The following is a 19,023-nucleotide window of genomic DNA, read 5'->3' as shown; positions in this document are numbered from 1 at the left end:
TAGGCACTGCCTGGGCCAGGAGCCGAAAACCCCATGAAACTCGTTCTTGCATCCAACAACCGCGGCAAGCTGGCCGAACTGCAGGCCATGCTGGTGCCGCTGGGCGTCGAGCTGGTGCGCCAGGCCGACCTGGGCGTGGGCGAAGCCGAGGAGCCCTTCCACACCTTCGTCGAGAACGCCCTGGCCAAGGCGCGCTTCGCCGCGCAGCACACCGGCCTGCCGGCACTGGCCGACGACGCGGGCCTGTGCGTGCAGGCCTTCGGCGGCCAGCCGGGCGTGCAGACGGCCTACTACGCCACGCAGTTCGGCTACGAAAAGGGCGACGACACCAACGTGCAGGCGCTGCTCGAACAGATGGCCGGCATCGACGACCGCCGCGCCGCCATGGTCAGCACCCTGGTGGCGGTGCGCAGCCCGCAGGACCCGGAGCCGCTCATCGCCGTGGGCCGCGTGTCCGGCGAGATCGCGCGCGAGCGGCGCGGCAGCAACGGCTTCGGCTTCGATCCGGTCATGTTCCTGCCCGAATTCGGCAAGACCTTCGCCGAGCTGCCCGTGGACGTGAAGAACGCCCACAGCCACCGCGGCCGCGCCGCGCAGCAGATGCTGGCGCTGATGCGCGAGCGCTGGTTCTGACGCCCGCCGCCGGAGCCTTGCCCGTGTCCATTCCCATCGTTCCCGCGGCCGCGCCTGGCGCGGACGCCGAATCCGCAGCGCTGCAGGGCGTGCAGCACTACATGCGCCCCGGCCTGCTGCAGCTGTCCAGCCTGCCGCCGCTGTCGCTCTACATCCACCTGCCCTGGTGCCTGAAGAAGTGCCCCTACTGCGACTTCAACTCGCACGAGGCGCGCACCGGCGCCGATGCGCTGCCCGAGGCGCGCTACCTCGACGCGCTGATGGCCGACCTGGAAGCCGCGCTGCCGCTGATCTGGGGCCGCACCGTCCACAGCATCTTCATCGGCGGCGGCACGCCCAGCCTGTTCGCGCCGCAGTCCATCGACCGCCTGCTGGGCGACGTGCGCGCCCGCCTGCGGCTGGAGCCGGACTGCGAGATCACGCTGGAGGCCAACCCCGGCACCTTCGAGAAGGACCGCTTCCGCGCCTACCGCGCGGCGGGCGTCACGCGGCTGTCGGTGGGCGTGCAGAGCTTCGACGACCGCTTCCTGCAGGCGCTGGGCCGCGTGCACGACCGGGCCCAGGCGCTGGCGGCAGTGGAAGAGGCGCGCGACGCCTTCGGCACCTTCAACCTCGACATCATGTATGCGCTGCCGGGCCAGACCATCGCCGACCTGGAGCAGGACATGCGCACGGCGCTGGCGCTCGAGCCGCCGCACATCTCGATCTACCACCTGACCATCGAGCCCAACACCTACTTCGCCAAGCACCCGCCCGCCGTGCCGGAGGACGACACGGCCTACGCCATGCTCGACCGCATCACCGAGATGACCGGCGCGGCCGGCCTGCGGCGCTATGAAGTCTCGGCCTATGCGCGGGACGGCCACCAGTGCGTGCACAACACCAACTACTGGCAGTTCGGCGACTACCTGGGCATCGGCGCCGGCGCGCACAGCAAGCTCAGCTTCGCGCACCGCGTCGTGCGCCAGGTGCGGCTGCGCGATCCGCGCCGCTACATGGATGGCGCCCTGGCCGGCCGCGCCATCGCACAGGATGCGGACGTGCGCCGGGCCGATCTGCCCTTCGAATACATGCTGAACGCGCTGCGGCTGCGGGATGGCTTCACGCTGCAGCAGTTCATGGAACGCACCGGGCTGCCGCTCACCGCCATCGCCCGGGGGCTGGACGAGGCCGAGCGCAAGGGCCTGGTGAGCCGCGCGGACGGCCAGGTGCGGCCCACCGAGCGCGGCTTCGACTTCCTGAGCGACCTGCAGGAACTCTTCCTGGCGGACTGAGTGCGCGGGCGGGGCCCGCGCGCCCCGCCAGTCCAGCGAGCCGCGCTCAACCCCCGGTTCAGCCGCAGCTCACCGAGGTGATGCGGCCGGTCGCATCGATCTGCAGGTTGAGCCGCTGCGTGTCGTATTCCTTGGTGATCATCTGGCCGGGCCGCAGCACCCGCGCCATGTTGGCGCCGGAACTCACGCGGGCCGCCTCGACCACCTTGGCCGTGCTCATCTGGCCCACGAAGCCCTGCGCGGGCTGGGCGTTGCAGACGCCACCCACGGGCGGCGTGGCGCTGCCGGGCACGGGCGAGGTGTTGCCGCTGCCGAACGGCGACGTGGACGTGCAGCCCGCCGCCAGGGCCAGCGTGGCAAGGGTCAAAGCCGTGGATGCTGCATTGCGCATGGAAACTGCTCCTTGAAGAAATAGAAACGACGTTAACCCAAGTCGGTGGCGGGCGGGCGTCACCAGCCGTAACGCGGCCCGCCGGGCGCGGGCCTCAGTTCTGGGCCGGCGCGGCTTCCAGCCCCAGCGACAGCACGCGCCGGGCGGCGTCGTTCGCCTCCGATGCCGAGGTGAATGGCCCCACGCGCACGCGGGTGAGCATGCGGCCGCCAGCGGCCCGGACCTGCGCCTGCGAGCCGGTCAGATCCACCGTCTGCAGCAGGGCCATGGCGCGGCGGGCGTTGGCCGGGTCGCCGAACAGCCCGACGTTGATGTAGAGGCGCCGCTGCAGGGGCGCGGGCGGCGTGGCGCTGGCTTCGGCCGTGGCCGCCGGCGTGGACGGGCGGGGTGCGCGTGCGGCGGTGCGCGGGCGCGATGCATGGTGTGCGCGGGGCGCGGCTGCGCTGGTGGCGGTCGGTGCCGCGGGAGCCGAGGCAGCTGGGGCGGAGGCCTTGGCTGCCGGTGTTTCGGCCGGTGCGGCAGCGCTGCTGGCGGCCGGGCGCTTGGTGGATGCGCCTGGCTGATCGGCCACCGCCGGGGAGGGCGTGCGGGCCGCGGTCTGTGGCGCCGATGCAGTCGCTGCAGTCGATGTGGCAGTGGCGGCAGCCACGGCAGCGGTGGCGCTCGCTGCCATGGCCGGGGCTGGCGCGGCGGGCGCGCTGGCGGCGGCGGTGGGGGCTGCGGCTGGTGCAGCAGGTGTGGAGGCGGCCGCCGCCGGCTCCGAGGCCGGCGTCTGCGTGCCGGCCGCCGTTCCGCTTTCAGGCTCGGAAGCCGTTGCTGCGGCTGCGCTGGCGGCAGGGGCTGCCTCGGCTGCGGTGGCCGAAGCTGCGGGCATGGCTGGCGCCGCAGGAGCGCCGGTCGCGGTGGCCGCCGATGCATCGGCGGTGCCCGGCGCATTCAGCGTGCCGCCGGGGAAGGCCAGCCACAGCGCCACGATGGCCGCAGCCAGCAGCACATGCACGGCGGCTACCCAGGCCAGCCGCCGGCGGGTGGGGGCCTGCCGGGCCAGCAGTTCGGCTGCCTTCGCCAGGTTGGGGGAAGCGGCCAGCGCGCGGTTGATCTTCTTGCGCATCTCGGCGTGCATCACCGCATCGCCGTAGAGGCCCGGCAGCACGCAGGCCGCGCCGAAGACCGCCAGGGCTACCCCGCCCAGCACCTGCCGCGGCAGGCTCAGCCAGTGCTGGCCCAGCGCGAAGGCCACCAGGGCCACGCCTTCGAGCGCTGCGACATAGACCAGGGCCGGCATCCAGAGCTGGCGGAACACCATCCAGCCCAGCGTGAAGAAGGCCGCGGCGGCATTCCAGCCCGGCAGGTTGCGGCCCGTGTCGTCCTGCCGCTGGAAAAACGCCAGATAGCGGTCCGCGTTCAGAGCGCCGAGCGCGGCGCGGTACAGCGCCGGCATGGCGATGGTGCCGGCCGCGCGCTTCGGCGGAGCGGTGGCGGCCTGGGCGACATAGGCTTGGTGGGCTTGCATGGCCGGAATTCTGGCATGCGGGATGCCGTTCGGGAGCACCCGGAGCGCGCCGATGTCGCCAGACCGGCGCGAGGAGGGTTCAGAGCCTGCCGGTTATCTCGCCGGGTATCGTCAGCAGGCGCGCTTTCAGTGCTGGTGGGGGAGGGCGCGGTGGCGTGCGTGCAGCCGCACCTGGCGGCGCGAGCGCAGCAGCGCCAGGCATTCCAGCAGCCCGCCCGCCATGCCGACGGCGATGGAGCCGGCGGCGATCAGGGTGCGTTTGGCGGGGCTCTTGCGGTGGAGGAAAGGGATTTGCATGGTGGCCTGCCTGGGCTGTGTGGGGAGCCGACAGCCTGCACCCGCTGCGTGTCAATTTGAAGTCAGCCGCGCAGAGCCCCGTGGGCGCTGCGGGCCAAGCCTGCGTTCGCGGCGCGGGCGGGCTATCCTGCCCGATCGGCCCGCTGCGGGCCCCACCCTTTCTCTTCTTCACGCACCTCGTGACCGCTCCGCTGCTGCCTGAACTGATCGCGCTGGAGCGCATCATCGACCAGGGCGCCCCCCACCTGCAGGTCCGCATGCTGCGCTCCATCGCCACGCAGGCGGGGCCCGATCTGCCGCTCTACGCGATCTGCATGGGCAATCCTTCGCCCGACGTGCCGGCCGTGGGCTTCTTCGGCGGCGTGCACGGGCTGGAGCGCATCGGCGCGCAGGTCGTCATCGCCTACCTGCAGAACGTGGTCAACCGCCTGCGCTGGGACGGGCTGCTGCACCAGCAGCTCGAACAGGTGCGCCTGGTCTTCATGCCGCTCATCAACCCCGGCGGCACGCTGCTGTCCACGCGGGCCAATCCTCGCGGGGTGGACCTGATGCGCAACGCGCCCATCTCCGCCGACGACCGCGTGCCGTTTCTCATCGGCGGCCAGCGCCTGAGCGCCAACCTGCCCTGGTACCGCGGCGCGCCCGATGCGCCCATGGAAGAGGAAAGCCAGGCGCTGTGCGAGGTGGTGGAGGCCGAGCTGCTCTCGCGCCAGTTCAGCCTGGCGCTGGACTGCCATTCGGGCTTCGGCCTGTCGGACCGGCTGTGGTTCCCGTTCGCGCACACCCGCCAGCCCATCAAGCACCTGGCCGAGCTGCATGCGCTGCAGGAAGTCTTCATGCAGGCCTACAGCAACCACCGCTACGTGATCGAGCCGCAAAGCCTGCATTACCTGGCCCATGGCGACCTCTGGGATTACCTCTACATGCGCGCCTGCGAGGAGCCGGGCCGCATCTTCCTGCCGCTGACGCTGGAAATGGGCTCCTGGCTCTGGATCAAGAAGAACCCGCGCCAGATCTTCAAGCGCTCGGGCATCTTCAATCCGCTGATCGACCACCGGCAGCAGCGCGTGCTGCGCCAGCACATGGCCTTGCTCGATTTCCTGCCGCGCGCTGCCTGCGGCTACCGTAACTGGCTGCCGGGCGCGCAGGCGCAGGAAGCGCGCCGCGCGGCGGCGCTGGCCGCCTGGTATTGATGCGATGGCAGGGTACGCGCCGATGACGCCGCCGCCCGGCTCCAGCCCGCCCTGGGTGCTGCTGCGCGGGCTCACGCGCGAGGCCGGCCACTGGGGCGGCTTTCCCGATCGGCTGCGGCAGGCGCTGGGCGCGGGCGCCCGGGTCATCCTGCTGGACCTGCCGGGCAACGGCGCGCTCAACGCCCAGCCCAGCCCCTGGCGCGTGCAGGACATGCTGCAGGCCGGCCGCAGCCAGCTGCTGGCGGGCGGGCTTGAGCCGCCGTACCGCGTGCTGGCCATGTCGCTGGGCGCCATGGTGGCGGCCGAATGGATGCGCCAGGCGCCGCAGGAGCTGGCCTCGGCCGTGCTCATCAACACCAGCCTGCGGCCCTTCAGCGCCTTCTACCGCCGGCTGCGCCCGCGCAACTACGCCACGCTGCTGCGCCTGGCCTGGTGCTGGCGGCAGCCGCTGGAGGCCGAGCGCCTGATCCACGCCCTCACCAGCCGCCGGGCGGATCTGCGGGAGCAGGCCGTGCCCGGCTGGGCGCAGCTGCGGGCGGAGCGCCCCGTCTCGCGCGCCAATGCGCTGCGCCAGCTGGCGGCGGCGGCGCGCTATCGGGCCGATGCCGCTGCGCCGCCCGTGCCGCTGCTGCTGCTCGGCAGTGCGGGCGACGGCCTGGTGCATCCCGCCTGCACCGCCGCCATCGCCCATGCCTGGGGCTGCGCCCAGGCGAGCCACCCCACGGCGGGGCACGATCTGCCGCTGGATGCGCCCGACTGGGTGGTGCAGCAGGTGTGCGGCTGGCTGGAGAGCAGGGCGTAGGCCTGCGGGGAGGGGCGCAGCGGCAGCCCGGCGGTCAGGCGCCCGCCTGCGCCGCCGGTGCGACCGACGCGCCCTGGATGCCGTGCCTGCGCATGGCCTGCGCCACGAAGCCCTGCGCCTTCATGTCTTCCACGAAGTCGCACAGCAGCTGCGCGGCGGCCTCGCCCCGGCCCTTGGGCAGGCCCATGGCCTGCTGGATCACCATGAAGCGGCCGGGCAGCAGACGCAGGCCGGGCGTGCGCTGCGCGTCGGCCTCCAGCTGCTGGCGCACGCCGGCCGCTACGTCCAGCGACTGGTCGATGAAGGTGCCCACCACGGCCGGGGAACTGGGCGCGCGCACGATCTGCGCGGCCTTGAGCTCGCGGCTCAGGTAGAGGTCGTAGGCGCTGCCCTGGCCCACGGCCACCGAGATGCCGGGCCGGTCCACCTGTTCGTTGGCGGTGATGGGCGAGGCCTCACGCACCAGGTAGGCGCCTTCGATCAGCACGTAGGGCGCCGTGAAGGCGATGCCCTGGCCGCGCAGCGGGTCCACGGCGAAAAAACCGATGTCCGCCTGCTCTTCCGTTACGGCCTTGACGGACTGGGCGGCGGTGTCGAACACTGCCAGGTCCACGGGCAGGCCCAGGCGCCGGCCGAATTCACGGGCCAGGTCGATCGAGATGCCACCCGGCTGCCCGTCGCCGCCCCGGTGCGCCAGGATAGGGTTGCCCAGGTTGATGCAGGCCCGCAGCCGCCCCGTGGGCGCGATAAGGGCGATAAGGTGAGGGTCGATGGACTGCACGGTTGCTTACTCCTTTGTTCAGTCTTTAGGGTGAACTTCGCGGTTCTATCAATTTTTACTAATAGAATAATTTCTTTGGAAGATATCTGATGAATTCGAATGAGGCACTGACCAAGGCTGGTGGCGAGATGACCACCATCGAGGCCGCACGCGAGCTCAATCTTGCGGTGCGCTCGGTGCAGCTGATGGTCGATCGCGGCGAGCTGGAAGCCTGGAAGACGCCAGGCGGCCATCGTCGCATCTCCCGCAAGTCCGTGGAAGCCTGGCAGCGCAACAGCTCGCGCGCGCCGCAGGACCGCGCGCCGGCTTCATCCAAATCCAAGGTGCTGCTGATCGAGGATTCGGTCCACTTCCAGAACCTCGTGTCGCTGGTGCTCAAGCACGCGCTGCCCGACGTGGACCTGCATGTCGCGCCGGACGGCATCAGCGGCCTGGCCATGGCCGGCCAGCTCAAGCCCGACGTGCTGCTGGTGGACATCCTGCTGCCCGGCATCGACGGCGCCGCCCTGATCGCCGGCCTGCGGACCAGCCCCCAGTTCGACACCACCCGCCTCATCGTCGTGACCTCGCTGTCCGACAGCGAGCTGGAGCCCTACCGCTTCGCCCTGAACGGGGTGCCGGTGGTGCACAAGGTGGACATGGTCCAGGAGCTCGGCGGCCTGGTGAAATCCGCCCTCGGCCTGGCTTGACGCCTGCTTCAGCGCTCCCCATGGCTGCCCGCGTTCTGCTGCTGGAGGATGATCCGGCCGTCTGCCGCTACGTGGCGATGGCCCTGGACGGCCTGCCGATCGAGCTGCTGATGAGCGATTCCGTCGCCCAGGCCTCGCGGATGCTGGAGAGCGAGCCGGTCGATCTGGTGCTGACCGATCTCACCCTGGTGGACGGCTCGGCGCTCGATTTCGCCAAGGCCCTGCTGGCCCAGTCCCGCATGCCGGTGGCGGTCTTCAGCGCCGGCATCACCCCGTCCGTCGAACAGCAGCTGCAGCAGGCCGGGGTCTGGCGCATCCTGCACAAGCCGGTCGGCCTCAAGGCCCTGCAGGCCTGCGTGATGGAAGCCGTGGGCCCGCAGCGCAGCGGCAATGCAGCGCCGGTGCCCGCGCCCACCCCCCCGCCAGCGCCGGTGGTGGCCGGCCCCGACGCCGCAGCGCTCTTCGAGGGCAGCGAGCCGATGCTGCAGTCGTTCACGGCCCTGTGCCGGCAGCAGTTTCCGCTGGATGCGCAGGCCGGTGACCAGGCACTCGCGCGCCAGGACATGGCGGCGCTGCGCCGCACCGCCCACAACCTCAAGAGCGTGCTCCGGCTCATCGGCGCCCACCCGCTGGCCGAGCTGGCCCAGTCGCTGGATGCCCAGCTCTCCCGCCACGACCTGACCGAGGTGGCGCGCCGCTGGCAGGGCCTGCGCGACGCCTTGCTCCGGCTCTGAGAACGTGTTTACGATCTCGCAGGGGATCGCGTTGGAGCGCAATCGGGATGAGTGGATGCTTCGGATGCGCCGCATGGGCTGGTGTCCATGCAAGCAGCCGGGGCGTTCAATCGCCCGATTTCGCTCCAACCCGAAGGGCAGCTACGTCGGCGGGCGGTCTGCGGCGTTGCGGCGCTTGTGGATAGCCGTGCTATCCACTGCGCACCGCGCCTTGCATCCCATCCCGCCGACGTAGCTGCGCGACCCCTGGGAGATCGTAAACACGTTCTGAGATCGTGAACACGTTCCGACGCCGGGCGCGTCGAGAAAAAAGACGCCGCCCGGCTCCGAGGGGCGGCCCGGCGCTCTAGAACATCAGAACGCTTCCCACTGGTCCCCCGATGAGGCCATGCCCGCTGCGCTCGCGGCGAGTGCGGGCCGGGGCGCGAGGACGGGCTTGGCGCTCGCCTGTGCGGCCGCCGGGCGGCTGGCGGGCCGCTTCGGGGCGGCCATGGCGGGGGCCGGCGCCACCACCGCGGCCCTGGAGGGCGCCGCGGCTCCGGTGGCCGCGAGCTTGAAGATCGACACGGCCTCCACCAGCTGCCGTGCCTGCCCTCTCAGATTCGCGGCGGCGGCGGCGCTTTCCTCGACCAGCGCGGCGTTCTGCTGCGTGACCTGATCCATCTGGCTCACGGCCTCGCCCACCTGCTGGAAGCCGGAGCTCTGCTCCGCGCTGGAGGCGGTGATCTCGGCCACCATGTCGCTCACGCGCTGGATGGCGCCGACGATCTCGCCCATGGTCTTGCCGGCCTGGTCCACCAGGGCCGAGCCCTGCTGCACCTGCGCGGTGCTCTGGCCGATCAGCGCCTTGATCTCCTTGGCGGCCTCGGCCGAGCGGCCGGCCAGGTTGCGCACCTCGCTCGCCACCACGGCGAAGCCCCGGCCCTGCTCGCCGGCACGGGCCGCTTCCACGGCGGCGTTCAGCGCCAGGATGTTGGTCTGGAAGGCGATGCCGTCGATCACGCCGATGATGTCGCCGATGCGGTTGCTGCTCTCGTTGATCGACTGCATGGTCGCCACCACCTGGCCGACGATCTCCCCGCCTTGCTGCGCCACGCCGGAGGCGCCCGTCGCGAGCTGGCTGGCCTGCTTGGCGCTGTCGGCGTTGTTGCGCACGGTGGTGCTCAGCTCCTCCATGGTGGCTGCCGTCTGCTGCAGTGCGCTGGCCTGCTCTTCCGTGCGCTGGCTGAGGTCTTCGTTGCCCTGCGCGATCTCGCTGCTGGCCGTGGCGACGCTGTCGGAGTTCTGCCGCACGGTGGCCACCACCTGCGCCAGCTGGGCCTGCATGCGTGCCACGTTGGCCAGCACGCTGGCGGAATCGCGGGCCGCGACGGGCAGGGGCTGGCTCAGGTCGCCATCGGCCACGCGGCTGACGGCGGCGCTCAGCGCGGCGGGTTCCGCGCCCAGGGCCTGGCGCAGGCTGCGGGTCACGGCCCAGCCCACGGCCGCGCCGATCGCCACCATGCCCAGGGCCAGCGCCGACATGATCTGCACGCCGAGCGCTGCCTGCTCGGATGCGGTGCGCGCGAGTTCGTTCGCCATCTCGTCCTGCAGGGCGGTGGAGTCGTCCACGGCCTTGAAGAACACGTTCTGCAGCAGCCGGACCTGATCGACCAGGTACTTGCCGGCCGCCGCCTGCTCACCCTTGAGCGCCATGTCGATGGCCGTGTTCAGGGCCTTGAGATAGGGCCCCCGGGCCTCGTTGATCTGCTTGAAAAGCTCGCGCGAACGGGCGGACGTGATGCTCTGGTCGAGCTTGCGCAGCAACTCGGTGTTGGCCGCTATCAGATCGTTGATCTTCTTGCGTTCCCCGGCCGCGAAGGTGGGCTCGTTGTTGATGACGATGTTGCGGGCGTACCGGCCTGCCGCCTGCAGGTTGTCCTTGACCGCGTTGAACTGCCTCGTCTGCACCATGCGGTAGTTGACCAGTTCGTCGATGCGCGTGTTGAGCCCGCTCATGGCCCAGGCGGCATAGGCGACGATGCCGACGCCGATGGCCAGCAGGGCGCCGAAGCCCAGGGCCAGCTTCCTGGCGACTGTCATTGATCCGAACATGGTTCTCTCCTCGAAGTGAAAGGGTGCCGGCTGGGCCATCCGGCAGGAAGTGCGCGATGCGCCGTCGAATACGGCACACGCCGGAAATTGCTATCGGTCAAGGTTTCATCGTTCAGGCCCGTGCAGATCGAGCAGATCGGTGGTTCCACCGGCGCATGAACCGCCATTGGCCCTTACGATGGGTTGCAGCGAAAAGACTGGATGCAAGCCTAAATGATAGATATGATAGGTGCAACCATTCAATTTCATCTGGAGATGGCCCATGTCCAAGAAAATCCTCGTCGTCGAAGACCAGCAGGAAATCCGGCGGCTCATCCGCATGACGCTGGAGCTGGAGGACTATTCGATCCACGACTGCGCCACGGCCGATGAGGGCGCCGAGCTTCTGCCCTTGCTGAGGCCGGATCTGGTGCTGCTGGACGTGATGACTCCCGGGGGCATCGACGGGCTCGATCTCTGCCGCCTGGTCAAGCAGGGCCCGGGGCCGCGTCCCCCGGTCATCCTGCTGACCGCGCGCGGCCATCAGACCGATGTGGAGGCGGGCCTGGCGGCCGGGGCCGACGCCTATCTGCTCAAGCCGTTCAGCCCGCTCGAACTGCTGGAGACCGTCAAGAAGAAGCTGTCGCAGACGGCGGGGGCCATGTCATGACCGCATGGCCGCAGGAGTACGCCGATGCGGCGGCGAACGCCCAGATGGAACGCATGGTGGCGGATCTGGGCCGCCTCTATCACGAGCGCAACCGGGCGCTGGAGGAGGTGACCCGCGCGCACCACGAGGCACTGCTGCAGCTGAGCATCGCTGCCGAATTCAAGGACGACGACACCGGCGTGCACATCGTTCGCATCGGCTTCCTGGCCGAGGCGCTGGCCCTGTTCCTCGGCGAGCCGCCGGCCTACGCGCAGATGCTGCGCCGCGCCGCGCCCATGCACGACATCGGCAAGATCGGCACGCCCGACGCCGTGCTGAAAAAGCCCGGCCCGCTCACGCCCGAGGAGCGCGAGATCATGCAGCAGCACACCACCAACGGTGCCGCCATCCTGGGCATGTCGAGCATTCCGGTGTTCCGGCTGGCGGCCGAGACCGCGCTCTCGCACCATGAGCGCTGGGACGGCAAGGGCTATCCCCGCGGCCTGTCGGGCCGGCAGATTCCGCTTTCGGGCCGCATCGTCGCCGTGGTGGATTTCTTCGACGCGCTCACCATGGACCGCGTCTATCGCAAGGCGTTCAGCGTGGAGGAGGCCCTGGCCATGCTCCGCAAGGAGCGCGAGGCCGCGTTCGACCCCGTGGTGGTGGACACCTTCCTCGCGCATCTGCCGGCCATCGTGGCGCTGCATCGCCGCGTCACCGAACAGCGCCCGAGCTTTCGCGATCTGGTCGAGGGGACCATCGCCCTATGACGGCGGGCCGGCTCCTGCGCTGCCTGCTCTGGGCCGCCGCCTGCTCCTGGTTCGGCCTGTGTTCCGCGCAGCCGGTGCCGGACGGGATGCCGCGCTCGGTGCTGCGCATCTGCGTCTGGCCCGACTATTTCGGCAGCACCTACCGCGACCCGGTGACCGGCAAGCTCTCGGGCCTGGACATCGACATGGCCCATGAACTGGCCGCGAGCCTGAAGCTGCCCGTGGCCTTCATCGACACCACGCCGAACACGGTGGCGATCGATCTGGCCTCGCGCCGCTGCGATGTCTCCATGTCGGCCTGGGCGGTCTCCGCAGAGCGCAAGCGCCGCATGCACATGGCCACGCCCCACCTGCGCAGCGACGTCTATGCCGTGGTGAACCGAGGCAGCCCGGTGGTGCAGCGCTGGGAGGACATCGACCGCCCCGGCGTCGTGATCGGCGTGGTCGCCAGCAGCTATTTCGATACCAACATCTCCGCCCACTTCCGCGTCGCCCGCGTGGTGGCGCTGCCGTTTTCCACCGTGCAGCAGGACCTGCAGGCCGGGCGGGTGGACGTGTTCCTCACGAACTTCAGCGTCAGCGAAATGATGGCACGCACCACCAGCTGGGCGCGTTCGATCGCCCCGCCCACCCCGGTCGAGATGACGCAGTACGCCTACGCCACCGCGCTCGACCGGCCCGCCTGGAGCGATACCGTGGACCGCTTCGTCGCTGCCGTGCGCGAAGACGGGCGGCTGCACCAGGCCGCCTGGAAGCAGGGCATGGAAGTCATGGTCATCCGATGAGCTCACCCAGGCACATGCCTCACCGCACACGCACTCCGTTCAGGACCGCGACCACGGCGCTGGTGTCGTTCTCCGTTGGCGCCTGTGTCATCGCCTGCATCGCGGCGGCCGTGCTGCTGGTCTCCGCGATGCGCAGCGCCGTGGAGTCCGACCTGAACGCGGTCGGCATGATGGCGCGCATGCTCGAAGAGCGCGCCAGCCGCACCTTCGACACCACCGGGGCCCTGCTGGGCACGGTGGCCGACACGGCGGGCCGCCAGATCGAGCAGGACCAGCCCCTCTACTTCGGCGAACACTTCGCCGATGCGATGCGCGTGCTGCCCGATCTCCGCAGCGTCGCCGTGCTGGACATGAGCGGCCGCATCCTGGCCACGACCGCCGAGCGCGGCACGGGCTCCACGGTGGCGGTGGACCGGCTGGGCGAGATTCCGCCGCCCAACCGCATCGGCATCGGCCGGCGCCAGCAGGGGCGCTATCTGGTGGACATGATGCAGCCCGGCAGCGCTCCGGCGGGCGTGGACTTCATTCCGGTGATCTTCCATGCCGCCCGGGGCGGCGGGCAGTCCGAATTCCTGGTCGTGGGCGTCATCAACCCGGCCTCGTTCGTCGCCTACCAGCAGTCGGTGCTGGAGTCGATGGCGCCGGGCGCGCAGGCGTTGCTGGCAGACCGTGCCGGGCGGGTGCTCGCGGGCTCCGGCCGAGCCGACCTGGTGGCGTTGCTGGAGTCAGGCGGCCCGCTGGGCACCCAGCTGGGCCCCCGAAACCGTGGCATGCTGGAGATGGTCGATGGCACGGGCGAGGACTTGCTCATCGGCTACCGCACGAGCCCCCGGCTGCCGCTCGTGGCCCTGGTGGAACTGCCGCGTGCCAACGCGGTGAGCCAGGCCCTGGGCACGCTGCGGTGGCTCGTTCCGGCGCTGGTCTGCGTGCTCTGCGCGATCCTCGGCCTGACGGCGCTCACCCTGCGCCACATGCGCGCCCGCGAGCGGCAGCACGAGCAGCTGCAGCAGGCCAACGCGCGGGTGGCGGCGGGCGAGCGCCGGCTGCAGATCCTGGTCGAGAGCGTGCAGGAACTGCTCTTCAGCACCGATGCGGGCGGCAAGGTGCTGTTCGCCAATCCGCGCTGGGCGCAGTGGGGCCTGCATGACGACCCGGTCGGGCGGCACCTGAGCCAGCTGGTGGACCCGGGCGACCACGGCAAGCTGCAGCACCTGCTGGCCCCGCGTGCTGCGGGCGAGCCGCGCACCGGCACCATCCTGATGCGCAGCGGAAGCGGCCGCCGCCTCTTCGTGGAGATGGCGCTCAACCCGCTGGAAAAGGACGGCGTGTTCTCGGGCTTCGCGGGCAGCGCGGTGGACGTGACCGAACGCATCGCGGCCGAGCGCAGCGCCGAATCCCGCCTGCAGTTCCTCGACCTGCTGCAGGAGATCGTGCCGCTGCCGCTGTGCATGACCGACCGGCAGGCGCGCTTCATGAGCGTGAACCGTGCCTGGGAGGAGTTCATGGGCCATTCCCGCGCCGACGTGATCGGCCGCAGGAACACCGAATTCCTGCCCCCCGAAGAGGCCTAGGCCTATGACCTGCACGCGCCGCGCCTGCTCAGGGAAGGCGGGCGCGCGCATTACGAAACCACCCTGCGGCAGCCCGATGGCAGCGTGCGCCACGTGCAGGTCAGCAAGGTCGCCGTGCCGGGCGAGGGCGGCGTGCCGGTTGGGCTGCTGGCCGTGAAGGTGGACGTCACCGCCATCCGCAACGCGCTGGCCGTGGCCGAGGCGGCCTCGCAGGCCAAGTCCGAGTTCGTGGCGAACATCAGCCACGAACTGCGCACGCCGCTGCAATCCATCCTGGGCTTTTCGGAGCTGGGCATCTACCGCAGCGACGAGACCTCGCAGCTGCGCCTGATGTTCGACGACATCCATGCCTCGGGCCTGCGCATGCTGGAGCTGGTGAACAACCTGCTGGACATCTCCAAGATCGAGAGCACCGTGGGCGCCTTCCGCTTCGCCACCGAGGACGTGCGCGAAAGCCTCTCCGCCGTGGTGCAGGAGCTGGCGCCGCTGGCGGCCCGCAGGAAGGTGGGCTTTGCGCTGGAGCTGCCGCCCGAGCCCCTGCGCGCGAGCGTGGACAAGGTCCGCATCGAGCAGGTCTTCCGCAACGTGCTGGCCAACGGCATCAAGTTCTCGCCGGAGGGCGGCACGCTCACGGTGCGCTGCGTGGCGGAGCAGCCGCCCGGTGGGCGCAGGCGCGTCGTCGTCAGCATCCAGGACGAGGGCCCGGGCGTGCCCGAGGCGGAGCGCGATCTGATCTTCCAGCCCTTCATGCAGTCCAGCGCGACCCGGCACGGCTACGGCGGCACCGGCCTGGGGCTGGCGATCTGCCGCAAGATCGTCGAGGCCCATGCCGGGCAGATCGGCGTGCGGCCGGCGCCGCTGCACGGCAGCGTGTTCGAGATCCGCCTGCCGGCCGATTCCGGCGAGCCGGCATGATGCTCCGTACCCTGCGCCGCTGGATCGGTGCCCCGGATGCCGCGCCCTGCGCCTGCTGGCGCCCCACGCGGCTGCTGACCCTCACCACGCTCATGCTGCTGCTGGTGCTGTTCGCCGTCTGGACCACGGTCTGGACGCTGCTGCAGGAGCAGCGCCGCCAGGCGGTGGAGGCCGAATACCGGCAGAACGCCAACATCTCGCGCGCGCTGCAGGAGCAGACCGCGCGCGTCATCTCGGCGGTCGATCAGGCCGTGCTGCGGCTGGCCACGCTCGCCGCCAAGGGGCCGGTGCCGGCCGAAGAGCACCAGCGCATCGTGGATGCGACCGGGCTTTCCGAGGCGATCCTGCCGCAGCTCTCGCTGGTGGACCACCGGGGCCACTTCGCGGGCAGCAACGTGGACCCCGGCGCGGCCAAGGCCGGCCCGGTCGATCTGTCGGACCGCGAGCACGTCAAGGTCCATCTGCAGCCGGGCGCGGCCTCGGCGCCGGCCCCGGCCATGCTGACGTCCGGCGGGCTCTACGTGGGCCCGCCCGTGCTGGGCAAGGTGTCCAACAAGTGGACCATCCAGCTCTCGCGCGCGGTGCGCGATGCGGGCGGCGCGGTCCGGGGCGTGGTGGTGGGCTCGATCGACGCGCGCTATTTCGAGGAGGTCTATCGCCAGGTGGCGCTAGGCCAGCAGGGCGGGGTCAGCCTGGTCGGGGACGACGGCATCCTGCGCGCCCGCGTCATCGGCGGCCAGGGCGGCTCCGGCATCGGCACCTCGCTGGGCAGTTCCAGCCGGCTGGTGCGCCAGCAGCTGGGCCGCAGCGGGCAGTGGTCCTTCCCCTCGCGCATCGACGGCATCGAGCGCATCGCTGCCTACCACCGGGTGGGCGAGTACCCGCTCTACGTCTTCGCGATCAGCGGCATGACCGAGGCGCTGGCGCCCTGGCGCGCGACGCGCAATCTCGTGGTGGGCCTGGCATCGCTGCTCAGCCTGCTGCTCTGCGTCACGGGCTGGATGCTGGTGCGGGGCGTGAGCCAGCTGGAGTCGCAGCACCGGGAGCTGCAGCTGCGCGAGGCGCAGGCGCAGTCGGCCAGCGAGGCGAAGACGCAGTTCCTCGCCGCCATCTCCCACGAGCTGCGCACGCCGCTCACCAGCATCGTGGGCTTTGCCGAGCTGCTGGAGCGCCGCACCGGGGACGACTTCGTGCAGGGCTCCGCCCGCTTCATCCGGCAGGGCGCCGAGCGGCTCAACGCGCTGCTGACGGAAATCATCGATCTCTCGCAGGTGGATACGGGCAGCATGGAGTTCAGCGCCGCGCGGCACGATCTGCGCACGCTGGTGGACGAGGCCGCCAGCCCCTTCCAGGTGCGGGCACGCGAAAAAGGCCTGGCGCTGGACATCGTCTATGCGGACGGCCTGCCCGCCACCATCTGGACCGACGCCACGCGCTTTCGGCAGATCCTGGGCAATTTGCTCTCCAACGCCGTGAAGTTCACCCGGCGGGGCCACGTCACGCTGAGCGTCTCGGCCCAGCCCGATGGCTGGGCGCTGACGGTGAGCGACACGGGCCCGGGCATCGCGCCGGAGCAGCGCGAGCAGGTGTTCGAGAACTTCCGGCAGGCCGATGGCCGCGTGAGCTACGAGCACGGCGGCACGGGCCTGGGCCTGGCGCTGGCCCGGGGCATCGCCCGGCGCATGGGCGGCGATGTGTACCTGCTGGCGGAGCCGGTGGCGGGCTGCCACGTCGTCCTGGCGCTGCCTTTGGGCGAGGGCTGATCGGCGCGCTGCCCGGCATTGTGCGGCGCGGCCTGCGACGCGTCGATCGGGGCCGCGGCCCGCCCTGCGCGGGGGCGAGGCCTTGGCAGCGCCCGATCTGGATCGCTCAAGGAAGGCGGAACACGGCCACGGCCTGCACCAGCTGCTGGGCCTGGCCCTTGAGGCTGTCGGCGGCGGCGGCGCTTTCTTCCACCAGCGAGGCGTTCTGCTGCGTGGCCGTGTCCATCTGGTTCACGGCCTCGCCGATCTGCTGGATGCCCGAGGTCTGCTGCACGCTGGCCGAGCTGATCTCCGCCACGATGCCGCTCACCCGCTGGATGGAGGTGACGATCTCGCCCATGGTCTGGCCGGACTGATCGACCAGCGCCGAGCCCTGGGCCACCTGCTGCACGCTGCTGACGATCAGCGCCTTGATCTCGCGGGCCGCCTCGGCGCTGCGCTGCGCCAGCGTGCGCACCTCGCCCGCCACCACGGCGAAGCCCCGGCCGTGTTCGCCGGCGCGCGCCGCCTCCACCGCGGCGTTGAGCGCCAGGATGTTGGTCTGGAAGGCGATGCCGTCGATCACGCCGATGATGTTCTCGATCTTGCGGCTGCTGTCGTTGATCTCCTGCATGGTGGCGACCACCTGCCCCACCACCTGGCCGCCCTGCTGCGCGATGGCGGTGGCGTTCTGCGCCAGCTTGTTGGCCTGCTGCGCGCTCTCGGAGTTGTGGCGCACGGTGGTGCCCAGCTCTTCCATCGTGGCCGCCGTCTGCTGCAGCGCGCTGGCCTGCTGTTCGGTGCGGGCGGAAAGGTCCTGGTTGCCCTGGGCGATCTCCGCGCTGGCCGTGGCGACGCCTTCGGCATTGGTGCGCACCGCGCTCACCACTTCGGTCAGCGAGGTCTGCATGGCCTGCAGCGACTGCAGCAGCGGGCTGAATTCATCGCGCGCCGTGTCTTCCACGGCCAGCGTGAAGTCGCCCTGCTGCACCCGCTGCGCGACGCGCTGGGCGCCGTCCACGCGGCGGCGCAGCGTGCGGGTGATGGACCAGGAAAAGGCCAGCAGCCCGATGGAGATCAGCGCGACCAGCGCGGCCAGCTGCAGCCGGATGCTGTCGGCGGCCAGGCCGATGCCTTCCACGTCGGCGCTCACGTCCTTGTTCTGGCGGCTGCGCTCGGCGCTCAGCCAGTCCTGCATCTTGCCGAAGGCGGGGACGGTCTTGGCCATCAGCATGGCCAGGGCCTCCTCCGCGCGGCCCTCGGCCACCAGCCGCATGTTGGCCTCCGCCACCGGCCAGGTGACCTGCTGCAGAGCGAGCCAGTCCTTCTGGAAGGCGTCGCGCCCCTGCTGGGTGGTGATCTGCTTGAGGAAGTCCGCATCGTTCTGCGCGATCTGGGCCCGCATGGCCTGGATGTCCTTCTCCGCCTGGGCCACGTCCTGGGGCGACTTCGTGAGCAGCCCTTGCCGTACGCCGGAGAGCACCTGCGTCACCTTCAATTCGGTGCTGGCGATCAGCGCGAGCTGCAGCACCTTCACCTTCCCGGCCGTGTGGGCCATGCCGCTCACATGGACGAGCTGCACCCACACGTTGACGGCCAGGGCCGACAGTGCTGCGATGAGCACGAGCGAGACCGCGTAGAGGCGGGCTCCGAGACTGATTCGGGAGAGGAGTGTCATGGCATCGAGGGGTGGTGGAGGGAAAGGGGGGCGGCTGCGCGCGGGGCGTTGGCGCACGGCCGCCGGAGCCGGGACCGGAAGCCGCAACCGCTGCAAATTGGTGCCAGGGAATCATTGGTATCAATTTGTTTGTAAATTATGATTAATTTGAAGATGAAGTGATTTTTCTTGCTGTTTTCCTTGATCTTGAACAAGAGGCGCAGCAAGACCTTCCCGCGTTGGGTGGCAGGTGTGCACGGCGCCGTCGCGGGAATGTGGGAAGGAATGGGGCCGTGGCAAGGCGGCCCGGCAGGCGCGCCAGGCCCCGCGCACCGGCAGGGCGATGCGCTGGTTTGCTATATTTTTAATAGCTATATGCCTAGGCGGGGAGAGCGCTGGAGGCAAAAATGGCTAGAAAGATGCGCCGGAGCGCATCGGTGCACATCGGGGCGCACCGGACATCGCGGCCCGGTAGGGCGCTTAGAACGTGTTGACGATCTCGCAGGGGATCGCGTTGGAACGCAATCGGGATGAGTGGATGCTTCGGGTGCGCC

18 protein-coding genes are annotated in these 19,023 nt (G+C 70.4%); 12 read left to right on the top strand and 6 right to left on the bottom strand.

Features of this window, described 5'->3' with window-relative positions; all coding sequences use genetic code 11:
* Positions 1-33 precede the first annotated feature (33 nt).
* Together rdgB and hemW are read left to right on the top strand one after the other, a co-directional pair.
* Positions 34-633, top strand: coding sequence for an RdgB/HAM1 family non-canonical purine NTP pyrophosphatase (rdgB, locus tag BM070_RS18045; RefSeq protein WP_092940740.1), 600 nt, complete (start codon positions 34-36; stop codon positions 631-633).
* 23 nt (positions 634-656) lie between these two features.
* Complete coding sequence (gene hemW, locus BM070_RS18040) at positions 657-1,907, top strand: radical SAM family heme chaperone HemW (RefSeq protein WP_092940849.1); 1,251 nt, start codon at positions 657-659, stop codon at positions 1,905-1,907.
* 58 nt (positions 1,908-1,965) lie between these two features.
* Here the strand turns inward: hemW and BM070_RS18035 are convergent, their stop codons facing one another.
* From BM070_RS18035 to BM070_RS24845, 3 genes are all read right to left on the bottom strand, one after another.
* Positions 1,966-2,298, bottom strand: a complete 333-nt coding sequence (locus tag BM070_RS18035; protein WP_092940739.1) for an I78 family peptidase inhibitor — start codon at positions 2,296-2,298, stop codon at positions 1,966-1,968.
* A 94-nt stretch (positions 2,299-2,392) separates the two neighbouring features.
* Entirely contained in the window at positions 2,393-3,811 is a 1,419-nt protein-coding gene (locus BM070_RS24850; protein WP_092940738.1) for an SPOR domain-containing protein, read from the bottom strand.
* 126 nt (positions 3,812-3,937) lie between these two features.
* Positions 3,938-4,108 (bottom strand): hypothetical protein, encoded by a 171-nt coding sequence (locus tag BM070_RS24845; protein ID WP_175518540.1) that lies wholly within the window; start codon positions 4,106-4,108, stop codon positions 3,938-3,940.
* Positions 4,109-4,287: 179 nt separating this feature from the next.
* Here BM070_RS24845 and BM070_RS18025 point away from each other — a divergent pair, with 179 nt between their 5' ends.
* Positions 4,288-5,301: a M14 family zinc carboxypeptidase gene (locus tag BM070_RS18025; protein ID WP_245785287.1), complete on the top strand. Its 1,014-nt coding sequence runs from the start codon at positions 4,288-4,290 to the stop codon at positions 5,299-5,301.
* A gap of 4 nt (positions 5,302-5,305) precedes the next feature.
* Positions 5,306-6,103, top strand: a complete 798-nt coding sequence (locus tag BM070_RS18020) for an alpha/beta fold hydrolase (RefSeq protein ID WP_245785286.1) — start codon at positions 5,306-5,308, stop codon at positions 6,101-6,103.
* A gap of 34 nt (positions 6,104-6,137) precedes the next feature.
* Here the strand turns inward: BM070_RS18020 and BM070_RS18015 are convergent, their stop codons facing one another.
* On the bottom strand, positions 6,138-6,884 hold the full coding sequence (locus BM070_RS18015) for an ABC transporter substrate-binding protein (RefSeq protein WP_092940736.1): 747 nt from the start codon (positions 6,882-6,884) through the stop codon (positions 6,138-6,140).
* Positions 6,885-6,973: 89 nt separating this feature from the next.
* On the opposite strand from BM070_RS18015, the gene BM070_RS18010 reads away from it, so the two are divergent.
* Together BM070_RS18010 and BM070_RS18005 are read left to right on the top strand one after the other, a co-directional pair.
* Positions 6,974-7,573: a response regulator gene (locus BM070_RS18010; protein WP_092940735.1), complete on the top strand. Its 600-nt coding sequence runs from the start codon at positions 6,974-6,976 to the stop codon at positions 7,571-7,573.
* A gap of 20 nt (positions 7,574-7,593) precedes the next feature.
* Complete coding sequence (locus BM070_RS18005) at positions 7,594-8,307, top strand: Hpt domain-containing response regulator (RefSeq protein WP_092940734.1); 714 nt, start codon at positions 7,594-7,596, stop codon at positions 8,305-8,307.
* A 354-nt stretch (positions 8,308-8,661) separates the two neighbouring features.
* Here the strand turns inward: BM070_RS18005 and BM070_RS25295 are convergent, their stop codons facing one another.
* Positions 8,662-10,401, bottom strand: coding sequence for a methyl-accepting chemotaxis protein (locus tag BM070_RS25295; RefSeq protein ID WP_092940733.1), 1,740 nt, complete (start codon positions 10,399-10,401; stop codon positions 8,662-8,664).
* A 262-nt stretch (positions 10,402-10,663) separates the two neighbouring features.
* Here BM070_RS25295 and BM070_RS17995 point away from each other — a divergent pair, with 262 nt between their 5' ends.
* From BM070_RS17995 to BM070_RS17970, 6 genes are all read left to right on the top strand, one after another.
* Positions 10,664-11,050: a response regulator transcription factor gene (locus BM070_RS17995; protein WP_092940732.1), complete on the top strand. Its 387-nt coding sequence runs from the start codon at positions 10,664-10,666 to the stop codon at positions 11,048-11,050.
* Positions 11,047-11,799, top strand: coding sequence for an HD-GYP domain-containing protein (locus tag BM070_RS17990; protein WP_092940731.1), 753 nt, complete (start codon positions 11,047-11,049; stop codon positions 11,797-11,799). The genes BM070_RS17995 and BM070_RS17990 overlap by 4 nt, the downstream gene beginning before the upstream one ends.
* Positions 11,796-12,584 (top strand): substrate-binding periplasmic protein, encoded by a 789-nt coding sequence (locus BM070_RS17985; RefSeq protein ID WP_092940730.1) that lies wholly within the window; start codon positions 11,796-11,798, stop codon positions 12,582-12,584. The genes BM070_RS17990 and BM070_RS17985 overlap by 4 nt, the downstream gene beginning before the upstream one ends.
* Positions 12,585-12,598: 14 nt before the next feature.
* Positions 12,599-14,155, top strand: coding sequence for a PAS domain-containing protein (locus BM070_RS17980; RefSeq protein WP_175518538.1), 1,557 nt, complete (start codon positions 12,599-12,601; stop codon positions 14,153-14,155).
* A gap of 84 nt (positions 14,156-14,239) precedes the next feature.
* Entirely contained in the window at positions 14,240-15,070 is an 831-nt protein-coding gene (locus BM070_RS17975; protein ID WP_092940728.1) for a sensor histidine kinase, read from the top strand.
* A complete protein-coding gene (locus BM070_RS17970; protein WP_092940727.1) occupies positions 15,067-16,833 on the top strand; it encodes a cache domain-containing sensor histidine kinase in 1,767 nt (588 codons plus the stop codon). Before BM070_RS17975 ends, BM070_RS17970 begins: the two co-directional genes overlap by 4 nt.
* Before the next feature lie 106 nt (positions 16,834-16,939).
* On the opposite strand, the gene BM070_RS17965 is transcribed toward BM070_RS17970, so the two are convergent.
* Entirely contained in the window at positions 16,940-18,490 is a 1,551-nt protein-coding gene (locus BM070_RS17965) for a methyl-accepting chemotaxis protein (RefSeq protein WP_092940726.1), read from the bottom strand.
* Positions 18,491-19,023: the final 533 nt, after the last annotated feature.

The sequence above is a fragment of the Paracidovorax wautersii genome (assembly GCF_900113035.1).
Classification (GTDB): Bacteria; Pseudomonadota; Gammaproteobacteria; order Burkholderiales; family Burkholderiaceae_C; genus Paracidovorax; species Paracidovorax wautersii.
Note: the sequence above shows the minus strand (reverse complement) of the source record. Positions and strands in the feature narration are given on the sequence as shown.